The 12,140-nt window shown below is 64.1% G+C and carries 9 protein-coding genes; 6 read left to right on the plus strand and 3 right to left on the minus strand.

Going from position 1 to position 12,140, the window contains the following annotated elements; translation table 11 throughout:
• Together hutC and NN662_RS05385 are read right to left on the minus strand one after the other, a co-directional pair.
• Positions 1-732, minus strand: a complete 732-nt coding sequence (hutC, locus tag NN662_RS05380) for a histidine utilization repressor (RefSeq protein WP_261929275.1) — start codon at positions 730-732, stop codon at positions 1-3.
• Between the two features lie 49 nt (positions 733-781).
• Entirely contained in the window at positions 782-2,125 is a 1,344-nt protein-coding gene (locus NN662_RS05385; protein WP_261929276.1) for a formimidoylglutamate deiminase, read from the minus strand.
• 167 nt (positions 2,126-2,292) lie between these two features.
• Between NN662_RS05385 and hutI the strand changes: the two genes are divergently transcribed.
• From hutI to recQ, 6 genes are all read left to right on the plus strand, one after another.
• Positions 2,293-3,504, plus strand: a complete 1,212-nt coding sequence (hutI, locus tag NN662_RS05390; protein ID WP_261929277.1) for an imidazolonepropionase — start codon at positions 2,293-2,295, stop codon at positions 3,502-3,504.
• Complete coding sequence (hutH, locus tag NN662_RS05395; protein WP_261931869.1) at positions 3,501-5,036, plus strand: histidine ammonia-lyase; 1,536 nt, start codon at positions 3,501-3,503, stop codon at positions 5,034-5,036. Before hutI ends, hutH begins: the two co-directional genes overlap by 4 nt.
• A gap of 1 nt (position 5,037) precedes the next feature.
• Positions 5,038-5,838 carry an N-formylglutamate deformylase gene (gene hutG / locus NN662_RS05400; RefSeq protein ID WP_261929278.1) on the plus strand — a complete coding sequence of 267 codons (801 nt, stop codon included), beginning with the start codon at positions 5,038-5,040 and terminating at the stop codon, positions 5,836-5,838.
• A gap of 10 nt (positions 5,839-5,848) precedes the next feature.
• Complete coding sequence (gene hutU, locus NN662_RS05405; protein WP_261929279.1) at positions 5,849-7,522, plus strand: urocanate hydratase; 1,674 nt, start codon at positions 5,849-5,851, stop codon at positions 7,520-7,522.
• A 57-nt stretch (positions 7,523-7,579) separates the two neighbouring features.
• Positions 7,580-8,176: a HutD family protein gene (locus NN662_RS05410; protein ID WP_261929280.1), complete on the plus strand. Its 597-nt coding sequence runs from the start codon at positions 7,580-7,582 to the stop codon at positions 8,174-8,176.
• Between the two features lie 90 nt (positions 8,177-8,266).
• Positions 8,267-10,120 carry a DNA helicase RecQ gene (gene recQ, locus NN662_RS05415; protein ID WP_261929281.1) on the plus strand — a complete coding sequence of 618 codons (1,854 nt, stop codon included), beginning with the start codon at positions 8,267-8,269 and terminating at the stop codon, positions 10,118-10,120.
• Between the two features lie 22 nt (positions 10,121-10,142).
• Here recQ and NN662_RS05420 read toward each other — a convergent pair whose 3' ends face one another.
• Positions 10,143-11,633 carry an NAD-dependent succinate-semialdehyde dehydrogenase gene (locus NN662_RS05420; protein ID WP_261929282.1) on the minus strand — a complete coding sequence of 497 codons (1,491 nt, stop codon included), beginning with the start codon at positions 11,631-11,633 and terminating at the stop codon, positions 10,143-10,145.
• Positions 11,634-12,140 lie beyond the last annotated feature (507 nt).

Raw genomic sequence — 12,140 nt, forward strand, 5'->3', positions numbered from 1 at the left:
TCACCCGGCAACGGGCGTGAAGGTCGCGCCGATGACATGCTTGTCGCCGGGGTAGATGAAGCGGACGAAGGTCACGGGACCGGCTTCGCTCCAGGTGCGACGCTGGATAAGCAGACAGGCAGCTCTCGCCGCAATATGAAGCTGTCGGGCCGTCTCCGTCGAGGCGTTGACGGCGAAGATCTTGTGCTCTGCCGTGCTCCAGGGCACCTGCTTCAAGAGCCATGCGCCCGATGGTCCGTCGGCAAAGCTTGCATCTCCGGCTTCCGGCACGGTGTCGAGATTGATCAGCCGTTCCTCCAGGCAGAAAGGTTCGCCGCCCGCAAGGTGCAGGCCGCGAACTTCGATGAGTCCGGTTCCCTTCTTGACCTCGAACGCGGCCGCATCCGCCGGGGTGGCGCCGCGTTGCGTGCGCGACAGAAGCCGATAGGCATAGGCCAGTTTCATGGCGCGGACCTCGGCCTCGACGTCGGTGATCTCCAGGATCGCCGATTGTCCGCGCGGCTGGGCGACAAAGCTGCCGGATTTCCGCCGGCGTTCGATCAGGCCCGATTTGGCAAGCTGGGTCATGACCTTGTTCATGGTCATGCGCGAGACATTGTAGGATGTGGCCAGATCGACCTCGAAGGGCAGGCGGTGGCCGGGCGGCCATTCGCCGGAGACGATCTTGCGCTCGAGCTCGCCGAGGATCGTCCGGTAGAGTGAGGATCGCGCTGGATCGTCCCTGTCGCTCATGGTCCCGCTTTCGCTCGCCCGGTGACGGGCATTCTTCCGTTCAGGCTTATCAGGAATTGACCAGACTTTTCATGGTCTTCCTGAACTGCTCCACAATTCGCTGGCGGTCGACATGCCGTCCGTCCGCCACGCGCTTGCGACCGTTGGTCCAGACGCTGTCGACTGCGACGCCGTCGGCGAAGATCCAATGGTCGAGAAGCTGGTCGTCCGAACGCACGAAGACGTCTCTCGCGTCGAGCGACACCATGTCGGCTGAGGCGCCCGCGGCCAATCCGGTTGCCCCCGATAGCGCCTTGGCACCGCCGCTGAGCGCGCCGTCGAAGAGCCGGCGACCGGTCGACTGACCCGCAGCAGCGATGACATTGCGGGCGCGCAGGCCCAGGCGCTCGGAATATTCGAGCTGACGGAGTTCGTGGGCGACCGAAATCGAGATGTTGGAATCGGAGCCCACCCCGAACTGGCCGCCGTTCTGAAGAAAGGTTTCGGCCGGGAAGATGCCGTCGCCGAGATTGGCTTCGGTGATCGGGCAGAGGCCGGCGATCGCCCCGCGCGTCGCCATTTCTGTTGTTTCCGCCTTGGTCATGTGGGTCGCATGGATGAAGCACCAGCGCTCGTCGACGGGGGCATTGGCGAGCAGCCATTCGACCGGCCTTGCGCCGGACCAGCTGATGCAATCCTCCACTTCCTTCACCTGCTCGGCGACATGGATGTGGATCGGTCCGTTTCCATGATTGGCGACCAGCGTCTGCAATTCATCCGGCGTAACGGCCCGGAGGCTGTGCAGGGCGAGGCCAAGCTCTCCGCCGTCAAGCTTGGCGGTCACCTTGCCACTTGCGTCCATCAGTCTTGCAAAGCTGTCGAGCGAATTGATGAAGCGCCGCTGGCCATCGATCGGCGGCTGGCCGCCGAAGTTCGAATGCGCATAGAAGACGGGCAGGAGGGTTAGGTTGATGCCGGCCGACGTACTCGCCGCACCAATCCGCTCCGCATGCTCGGCGATATTTTCGTAGGGCCGGCCATCCTTGTCGTGGTGCAGGTAATGGAATTCGCCGACACGGGTGAAGCCCGCCTCCAGCATTTCCATGTAAAGCTGGGCTGCGACCGCCTCGATCTCTTCCGGCGTCATCGACAGCGCGAAGTCGTACATCACCGTGCGCCAGCTCCAGAAACTGTCGCTTGCCGGGCCGCGCACTTCGGCAAGACCCGCCATGGCGCGCTGGAAGGCGTGGCTGTGGAGGTTCGGCATGCCGGGAACGACGATCGCATGCCGCTCGTCGCCCGCCTGCGGCGTCGCATCCGGCGTCACGGATTCGATCGAGCATCCGTCGAACGTGATGCGGACATTCTTTTTCCAGCCTTCGGCCAGCAGGGCCTTTTCGGCGAACACAGCCATTCGTGAGCCTCCTTGCGGTCCGGTGCCGGTAAAACTCGGCATCCGGGTTTCTCAAAATTCGCTTGCAATGCGATTTTTATGTATATACATATTTAGCACAAAGAAAAGCGAAAATGCGAGGCAGCCCTCAGTCATCGGGCGTCTTGCAAGGCTGAAGAGGTGGAGAGATGTTGCTCAGGAATGCGCGGATCGCGACGCTTGACGATGCCGATGGTGGCCTCGGCGTGATCGACAAGGGCGCGGTGCTTTTGCGAGACGGCCGAATTGCCTGGGTCGGCGAGGAAAGCCAGTTGCCGGACGGTGCTGCGTCCGATGTCGAGGTGAGGGACCTCGGCGGGCGCTGGGTCACCCCGGCGCTGATCGACTGCCACACGCACATCATCTATGGCGGCAATCGCGCCCGCGAATTCGAGATGCGGCTCGACGGTGCGACGTACGAGGAAATCGCTCGTGCCGGCGGCGGTATCGTCTCCTCCGTCAATGCCACACGCGCTCTCGATGTCGACGGTCTCGTCCGAGTTTCGCTTGCCCGCCTCGACACGCTGCTCGCCGAAGGCGTTGCCACCATCGAGATCAAGTCGGGCTATGGCCTCAGTATAGAGGCGGAGCTCAACATGCTGCGCGCGGCCCGCGCCATCGAGAAAATCCGGCCGGTCCGCGTCGTGACCACATTCCTCGGCGCGCATGCCACTCCGGCCGAATACAAGGGCCGCAACGGCGATTACATCGCCGACGTCGTGCTGCCGGCGCTCCGTCAGGCGCATGCCGAAGGGCTGGTCGATGCTGTCGATGGCTTCTGCGAGGGAATCGCCTTCCAGCCGGACGAGATCGCCCGCGTCTTCGATCTGGCCAAATCACTTGGCCTGCCGGTCAAGCTGCATGCCGAACAGCTCTCCAATCTCGGCGGCGCCAAGCTTGCCGCCTCTTATGGCGCTTTGTCCGCCGACCATCTGGAATATCTTGATGCCGAAGGTGCGCAGGCGATGGCGAAAGCGGGAACGGTCGCCGTTCTCCTGCCGGGCGCCTTCTATGCGCTGAATGAAAAGCAGAAGCCGCCGGTGCAGGCGTTGCGGGATGCAGGCGTCCGTATCGCCATTGCGACGGACAGCAATCCGGGCACCTCGCCGCTGACATCGCTGCTTTTGACCATGAACATGTCGGCGACGCTCTTCGGGCTGACGGTCGGCGAATGCATCGCCGGCGCGACCCGCGAGGCCGCCCACGCGCTTGGACTGCAGTCACAGGTCGGCACGATTGCCCCCGGCAAGTCCGCCGATCTCGCCATCTGGGACGTCGATAGCCCGGCGGAGCTCGTCTACCGCATCGGCTTCAACTCGCTTCACGCAAGGATCTTCAAGGGAGAATGGATCGCAAGATGACCATCGTTCTGAAACCCGGTCATGTCGCTCTCAGCGAGCTGGAAACGATCTACTGGACGGGGGAGCCCGCCCGGATCGAACCGTCCTATCACCCCGGCATCGAGAAGGCGGCGGCCCGCATCGCCGAAATCGCCGCCGGCAACGAGCCGGTCTATGGCATCAACACCGGCTTCGGCAAACTTGCCTCGATCAAGATCGATGCCGCCGACGTCGCCACGTTGCAGCGCAACCTCATCCTGTCGCATTGCTGCGGAGTCGGGGCGCCGCTTGCCGAAAACATCGTCCGGCTGATCATGTCGCTGAAGCTGATCTCGCTTGGCCGCGGGGCGTCCGGCGTGCGCATGGTCGTCGTCCGGCTGATCGAGGACATGCTGGACAAGGGTGTCATTCCGGTGATCCCGGAAAAGGGCTCCGTCGGCGCCTCCGGCGATCTGGCGCCGCTTGCCCATATGGCTGCTGCGATGATGGGCCATGGCGAGGCATTCCTTGGCGGCGAACGCATGCAGGCTGCCGCCGCGCTTGACAAGGCCGGCCTGCAGCCGGTCGAACTGGCGGCAAAGGAAGGTCTGGCGCTGATCAACGGCACGCAGACGTCCACCGCTCTTGCCCTTGCCGGTCTCTTCCGCGCTCACCGCGCGGCAAGCAGCGCGCTCGTCACCGGCGCGCTGTCGACCGACGCCGCCATGGGCTCCTCGGCGCCGTTCCATCCGGATATCCACACGCTTCGCGGTCACAAGGGCCAGATCGATGCCGGCAGCGCGCTGCGGAACCTGCTGGAGGGGTCGGTGATCCGCGAGAGCCATATCCAAGGCGACGAGCGCGTGCAGGATCCCTATTGCATCCGCTGCCAGCCGCAGGTCGATGGCGCCTGCCTCGATCTTTTGCGCATGGCCGCGCGCACGCTCGAAATCGAAGCCAATGCCGTCACCGACAATCCGCTGGTCCTCTCGGACAATTCCGTCGTTTCCGGCGGTAATTTCCACGCGGAGCCGGTGGCGTTCGCCGCCGACCAAATCGCCATCGCCGTCTCTGAAATCGGCGCGATCGCACAGCGCCGTATCGCGCTCCTGGTCGATCCGGCACTCTCCTACGGCCTGCCGGCCTTCCTCGCCAAGAAGCCGGGCCTCAATTCCGGCCTGATGATCGCCGAGGTCACGTCTGCGGCGCTGATGAGCGAAAACAAGCAGATGACGCATCCGGCCTCGGTCGACTCCACGCCGACCTCCGCGAACCAGGAAGACCATGTTTCCATGGCCTGCCATGGAGCGCGGCGGCTCCTGCAGATGACGGAAAACCTGTTCTCGATCATCGGCATCGAGGCCCTCGCCGCCGTCCAGGGCGTCGAATTTCGCGGTCCGCTGACGACCAGCCCGGAACTGACGAAGGCAATGAACGTCGTGCGCGACGCCGTCGCATCGCTCGAAGTCGACCGCTACATGGCCGACGATCTCGCCGCTGCCGGGAACCTGATTGCCACAGGCGCTCTGAACGCGGCGATCAGCCCCGGCATCCTGCCGGTCCTGGAGGTGTAGGATGGCTGTCGTCGACATCAAGCAGGGCACCTCGCCCGTCATCCTGGGCCTGCCGCATACCGGCACCGACGTTCCGGAAGCGATCTGGAACCGGCTGAACGACAATGGTCGGCTGCTCGCCGATACCGACTGGCACATCCATGAGCTCTATGACGGGCTGCTCGCCGATGCGACGAGTGTCCGGGCGACCTTTCATCGCTACGTGATCGACGCCAACCGCGACCCGGCGGGTGTGAGCCTCTATCCGGGGCAGAACACCACGGAACTGGTGCCGACGACGGATTTCGACGGCAAGCCGATCTGGAAAAGCGGTGAAGAGCCCACAGAGGCCGATATCGCCGAACGCGTTGCCAGCTTCCACGCGCCGTATCATGCGGCGCTCGCCGCCGAGATCGAGCGGGTGAAGGCAATCCACGGCATCGCCGTCCTTTACGACTGCCATTCGATCCGCTCGGTGATCCCGTTCCTGTTTGACGGCACGCTGCCGGATTTCAACGTCGGAACCAACCTCGGGATCACCTGCGCGCCCGAAATCGAGGCGGCGGTGGAAAACGTCGTGGCTTCCGCCTCCGGCTACACCCACATCGTCAACGGCCGTTTCAAGGGCGGCTGGACGACACGGCACTATGGCCGGCCGCAGGACGGCATGCACGCCATCCAGTTGGAGCTTGCGCAGTCGACCCATCTGGCAACGGAAGCACCGCCGTTTGCCTATGACGAAGACAAGGCCGCCCGCCTTCGCATTCACCTGAAAGATATTCTGGAGCGCATCGAGAGGATCGCGCTTTCGGCCCGGATCTAGGAGAGACATCATGGACAATCCCCGCCACAACATTCGCGACGTCCGCAGCCCGCGTGGCACCGAGCTCAACGCCAAGAGCTGGATGACGGAAGCGCCGCTTCGCATGCTGATGAACAATCTCGACCCGGAAGTCGCGGAAAACCCGCACGAACTGGTCGTCTATGGCGGCATCGGCCGTGCCGCGCGCACATGGTCGGATTTCGACCGCATCGTCGCCAGCCTCAAGGACCTGGAAGAAAACGAGACGCTGATCGTGCAGTCCGGCAAGCCGGTCGGCATCTTCAAGACGCACAAGGACGCACCGCGCGTGCTGATCGCCAATTCCAACCTCGTGCCGCACTGGGCGACCTGGGATCATTTCAACGAGCTCGACAAGAAAGGTCTCGCCATGTACGGCCAGATGACGGCCGGTTCGTGGATCTACATCGGCAGCCAGGGCATCGTGCAGGGTACCTACGAGACCTTCGTCGAAGCCGGCCGCCAGCATTATGACGGCAGCCTGAAGGGCAAGTGGATCCTGACCGGCGGTCTCGGCGGCATGGGTGGCGCCCAGCCGCTTGCCGCGGTCATGGCCGGCGCTTCGTGCCTGGCGATCGAATGCAATCCGGACTCCATCGATTTCCGCCTGCGCACCCGCTATCTCGATGAGAAGGCGGAAACGCTCGATGAAGCCATGGAAATGATCGACCGCTGGACGAAGGCGGGCGAGGCGAAGTCCGTCGGCCTTCTCGGCAATTGCGCCGACATCCTGCCGGAAATGGTCAAGCGCGGCATCCGTCCCGATATCGTCACCGACCAGACCTCGGCGCACGATCCGATCAACGGCTACCTGCCGAAGGGCTGGACGATGGCCGAATGGCGGGCCAAGCGCGAGAGCGATCCGAAGGCCGTGGAAAAGGCCGCCCGCGCCTCGATGCGCGAGCATGTCGAAGCCATGCTGGCCTTCTGGAATGCCGGCGTCCCGACGCTCGACTACGGCAACAATATTCGCCAGGTCGCCAAGGACGAGGGTCTCGAGAACGCCTTCGCCTTCCCGGGCTTCGTGCCGGCCTATATCCGGCCGCTGTTCTGCCGCGGCATCGGCCCGTTCCGTTGGGCCGCTCTCTCCGGCGATCCGGAGGACATCTACAAGACTGACGCCAAGGTGAAGGAGCTGCTGCCGGACAACAAGCACCTGCACAACTGGCTGGACATGGCGCGCGAGCGCATCTCCTTCCAGGGCCTGCCGGCGCGCATCTGCTGGGTCGGTCTCGGCGACCGTCACCGCCTCGGCCTCGCCTTCAACGAAATGGTTCGCAATGGCGAGCTGAAGGCGCCGATCGTGATCGGCCGCGACCATCTCGACAGTGGCTCGGTGGCTTCGCCGAACCGCGAGACGGAAGCGATGAAGGACGGTTCGGACGCCGTGTCCGACTGGCCGCTCCTCAACGCACTCCTGAACTGCGCCTCGGGCGCAACCTGGGTGTCGCTGCACCACGGCGGCGGCGTCGGCATGGGCTTCTCGCAGCATTCCGGCATGGTCATCTGCTGCGACGGCACGGATGAAGCGGCCGCCCGCGTCGGCCGCGTTCTCTGGAACGATCCGGCGACCGGCGTCATGCGCCACGCCGATGCCGGCTACGACATCGCGCTCGATTGCGCCCGCGAGCAGGGCCTGCGCCTGCCGGGCATCCTTGGCAACTAAGACCGAACAACAAGGCCCCGAACTACGGTCCGGGGTCTTCCTTTATGGAGGTCCGTCATGGCCGAAAGCGCCGCCAAGATCCTGCGTCCCGATGACTACCGCCGCATGCCGTGGAAGAACGGCGGCGGCGTCACCGTCGAGATCGCCATCCATCCGCCCGGCGCGACGCTGGACACTTTCGACTGGCGTGTCAGCATGGCGAGCGTCGTCGAGGACGGACCGTTCTCGCGCTTTCCCGATATCGACCGGACCTTGTCTGTCCTGACCGGCAAGGGGCTCGAACTCTTCGTTGCCGGGGACGACGCCGTCACGCTTACGGCCGAGAGCGCGCCGCACAGCTTTGCCGCCGACGCCGAGACCCGTGCGCGGCTGATCGACGGGCCACTGGCCGATTTCAACGTCATGACGCGGCGTGGTCGCTGCCGGCACATGGTTCTGGCCATTGCGGACGGCTCGAGCGATATCACGCTGACGGAGGGGGCTTGCCTGCTGGTCTATTGCTGCGAGGGGTCGGCGAACATCGTTCTCGGTGACCGGACGTTTACGCTGGCGGCCGATGAAACGCTGCTGGTTCCGGCCGGTGGCCGTCTCGCGGCACGCGTGAATGCCGGCACGGGAAGCCGTATTCTCGCGGTCGTCATGACACCGGTCTGAGGACTTCTGCGGGGGAATACGGCCGGCAGGGGTCACGACCGGCGGATCGCTGTGCCATAATGGCGGAAATTCTCCCACGAAAGCGATTCCATGCCGCAGTCTTCCCACCGCATCGAGCCCTTTTTCGACGACGATCCCCATAGTCCTCTTGCCGTCCTCAAGCGGGTCTACGGCTATACGGCCTTTCGCGGCCGGCAGGCGGAGGTCGTCGATCAGGTGGTCTCCGGCGGCAATGCCGTCGTGCTGTTCCCGACGGGTGCCGGCAAGTCGCTCTGCTTTCAGGTACCAGCCCTCTGCCGCGATGGCGTCGGCATCGTGGTTTCGCCGCTGATCGCGTTGATGCGCGATCAGGTGGAGGCCCTGAAGCAGCTTGGCGTGCGTGCGGCAGCCCTCAATTCGTCGCTGTCGCGCGAGGAGTTCATGGAGGTTCGGCGGGCGCTCAGCGCGGGTGAACTCGACCTCCTCTATGTCACCCCGGAGCGGGTCTCGACTCCCGGCTTCAGGGACATGATCGGCAATGCGCGGATCGCTCTGTTTGCCATCGACGAGGCGCATTGCGTGTCGCAATGGGGGCATGATTTCCGGCCGGAATACCGCGAACTCGGCAAGCTTGCCGACGACTACCCCGGCGTGCCGCGCATGGCGCTGACGGCGACCGCCGATCCGCATACCCGCGACGACATCATCGAGCGGCTCAATCTTGCTTCCGCCAAGGTGTTCACCACCTCCTTCGACCGGCCTAACATCGCCTACGAGATTGTCGAGCGCGACCAGCCGCGCCAGCAGTTGTTGCAATTCCTGTCGCGGCACAAGGGGGCGAGCGGCATCGTCTATTGCCTGTCCCGCGCCAAGGTCGAGGAGACGGCGGAATGGCTGAACGGGCAGGGCATTCGCGCGCTTGCCTATCATGCCGGCATGGATCGCGAGGTTCGCGACGCCAACCAGGATGCGTTCCTGAAGGAGGAAAATCTCTGCCTAGTGGCGACCGTCGCCTTCGGCATGGGGATCGACAAGCCGAACGTGCGCTATGTCGCCCATCTCGATCTGCCGGGCTCGGTGGAGGCCTATTACCAGGAAACGGGACGCGCCGGACGTGACGGCCTGCCGTCGGAGGTCTGGATGGCCTATGGCATGGCCGACGTCATCCAGCGTGGCCGGATGATCGACGGTGGCAATTCCGCGATCGAGATCAAGCGGGTCGAGCGGGCGAAGCTCAATGCGTTGCTCGCCATCTGCGAGACGCCGGGCTGCCGGCGGCAGGCGATCCTGGCGCATTTCGGCGAGCCGCATCCCGGCCATTGCGGCAATTGCGACACCTGCCTCAAACCGGTCGAGACCTGGGACGGAACGGATGCGGCGATCAAGGCGCTGGCTGCCATCTACCGCACGGGGGAACGCTTCGGGGCGGGGCATCTGATCGATGTGCTTATGGGCAACGAGAACGAGAAGACCACACGCTTCGGCCATGTCGACATGCCGGTCTTCGGCGCCGGCAAGGACGTGCCGGCCAAGACATGGCAATCGGTCTACCGGCAATTGCTGGCCGCCGGTCTCGTCAGCGTCGACCACGAGGCTTTCGGCGCACTGAAGCTGGAGCCGGATGCGCGCGCGGTGTTCAAGCGCGAGCGACAGGTTCTCTTCCGCAAGGATCGCCCGACGCGCGGCAAGGCGTCCAAGGGCTCCTCGGCCCGCGCGGCGACCGCCAAGGCGGCGCTGGAAGGACGCGACATGGAGCTTTTCGAGGCGCTGAGGGCGGCGCGCATGGAGATCGCCAAGGGGCTTTCCGTCCCGCCCTATGTCGTCTTTCCGGATACGACGCTCGTCGCCTTCGCCACCGAGCGGCCGACGGACAGGGACGCGCTGCTGGGCATTTCCGGTGTGGGCCAGTCGAAGCTCGAACGCTTCGGCGACGACTTCCTCGCCGTCATCCGGGCGCACGAATAGCGTCGGGCCGGGCGGCCTGAGTTCAAATCCCGCCCATGCAGAGATATTTCATCTCCAGATAGTCTTCCAGGCCGTGGCGGGAGCCTTCGCGGCCGATGCCGGACTGCTTCATGCCGCCGAAGGGTGCCGCTTCCGACGACATGCGGCCGGTGTTGATGCCGACCATGCCGTATTCCAGCGCTTCGGCGACACGCCAGACGCGCTTGAGGTTGGAGGCGTAGAAATAGGCGGCAAGTCCGTAGATCGTGTCATTGGCCTCGCGCACCACCTGGTCGGGGTCCTCGAAACGGATAATCGGCGCCAGCGGTCCGAAGGTTTCCTCCTGCGCGATACGCATCGCGCCCGAGACTTTCGTCAGCACGGTCGGCTCGAAGAAGGTGCCGTCATTGCCGATCCGCCTGCCGCCGGAGAGGATCGTGCCGCCCTTCGACACCGCGTCGGCGATATGGCCCTCGATCTTGGCGAGCGCCCGGGTGTCGATCAGCGGTCCGATCGCGACATCCGGGACAAAGCCGTCGCCGACCGTCAATGTCTTGACCCGCGCCGCGAATTTCTCGGCAAACTCGTCGTGTACGCCGGCCTGCACATAGAGCCGGTTGGCGGAGACGCAGGTCTGGCCGGCATTGCGGAACTTCGCCTGGATCGCGCCATCGACGGCCGCGTCGACATCGGCGTCGTCGAAGACGATGAAGGGCGCGTTGCCGCCGAGTTCGAGGCTGACCTTCTTGATCTGGTCGGAGCACTGGCGCATCAGCAGCCGGCCAACTTCCGTCGAGCCGGTGAAGCTGATCTTGCGGACCTTGGCATTGGTGCAGAGTTCATGGCCGACGGCGGCGCCTTCCGACGCATAGACGAGGTTGAGGACGCCTTCCGGAAAACCGGCCCTTTCGGCCAGCGCAAACATGGCACCGGCCACCAACGGCGTCTGTTCGGCCGGTTTCAGGACGATGGTGCAGCCGGCGGCGAGCGCAGGCGAAATCTTGCGGGCGACCATCGAAGCCGGGAAGTTCCACGGCGTGATCGTGCCAACGACGCCGATCGGCTGCTTGATGACCATCATGCGGCGGTCGTTGGACGGCGCCGAAATCGTCTCGCCATAGATCCGGTTCGCCTCTTCCGCATACCATTGCAGATAGGCGGCGGCATGGCTGACCTCCGACTTCGCTTCGGCGAGCGGCTTGCCCATCTCGGCGGTCAGGATGGCGGCAAGATCGTCGGTATGGTCGACGATCAGCTGGTGCCAGCGCCACAACACGTCACTGCGCGCCCGCGCCGTCAGCCCGGCCCATTCAGCCTGCGCCTCATAGGCCCTGTCGATTGCCGCCGTCGTTTCCGCAACACCCATGTCCGGCAGCTCGGCAAGATGTTCACCGGTGGACGGATTGAAGATCTGGAACGTTCGCTCGCCGCTGACCTGGCCGAGCGCCGGCATGCGCGCAATCTCGCCAAAAAGGTCCGGGTTCTTCAGGTGGCGGGTGAGGGCAGGGGTGAGGGTCACGCTTGTATGCTCCATGAAACAGGCGGGCCTCCCGAACCCGACCGGGGGCATACGCCTTGCATGAATTGGGCTCATCGACAACCGCCAATTTGTCCCTGAGACAATGCCGTGGAGGACGGCGGGGGATGCGCATGCTTTGCCGCTCTGGAACGACCTATTTCTTTCAGGGGCATCCTGATCCGGCGGTTGTATCAAAGTCGTAGAACTCGCCTTGATTTAAAAGGATTTTCCGGGATCGAGAGACGAATGATTCACCAATTTTGCTAACCGGAAAACAAGCTTCGATCCAGCAATATGGTGCGATGGGTGAAGACCCCTTTGTCGAAACAAGCGAATGGGAATGCGATGGCGCTTTCGTCGTGGACTGATCAGCAAGTAATCGCCCAATTGAATTCCGGCTCGCGCTGGACTTCCTCGGTCATCACCTACTCATTCGCCACGTCCGCCAGCGGCATTGCCACATATTCTGGCGAAGGATCTGGATTTTCCGCCTTCAGTTCCACCCAGCAATCACGCGCACAA

It is taken from the genome of Rhizobium sp. NRK18, assembly GCF_024385575.1.
GTDB lineage: Bacteria > Pseudomonadota > Alphaproteobacteria > Rhizobiales > Rhizobiaceae > JANFMV01.

What these genes read in the sequence shown, in the direction of transcription:
- recQ (WP_261929281.1), top strand. Translation starts at nt 8,267, where the DNA reads ATGCCGCAGTCTTCCCACCGCATCGAGCCCTTTTTCGACGACGATCCC.
- hutG (WP_261929278.1), top strand. Translation starts at nt 5,038, where the DNA reads ATGGCTGTCGTCGACATCAAGCAGGGCACCTCGCCCGTCATCCTGGGC.
- hutI (WP_261929277.1), top strand. Translation starts at nt 2,293, where the DNA reads ATGTTGCTCAGGAATGCGCGGATCGCGACGCTTGACGATGCCGATGGT.
- NN662_RS05385 (WP_261929276.1), bottom strand. Translation starts at nt 2,125, where the DNA reads ATGGCTGTGTTCGCCGAAAAGGCCCTGCTGGCCGAAGGCTGGAAAAAG.
- hutC (WP_261929275.1), bottom strand. Translation starts at nt 732, where the DNA reads ATGAGCGACAGGGACGATCCAGCGCGATCCTCACTCTACCGGACGATC.
- hutU (WP_261929279.1), top strand. Translation starts at nt 5,849, where the DNA reads ATGGACAATCCCCGCCACAACATTCGCGACGTCCGCAGCCCGCGTGGC.
- hutH (WP_261931869.1), top strand. Translation starts at nt 3,501, where the DNA reads ATGACCATCGTTCTGAAACCCGGTCATGTCGCTCTCAGCGAGCTGGAA.
- NN662_RS05410 (WP_261929280.1), top strand. Translation starts at nt 7,580, where the DNA reads ATGGCCGAAAGCGCCGCCAAGATCCTGCGTCCCGATGACTACCGCCGC.
- NN662_RS05420 (WP_261929282.1), bottom strand. Translation starts at nt 11,633, where the DNA reads ATGGAGCATACAAGCGTGACCCTCACCCCTGCCCTCACCCGCCACCTG.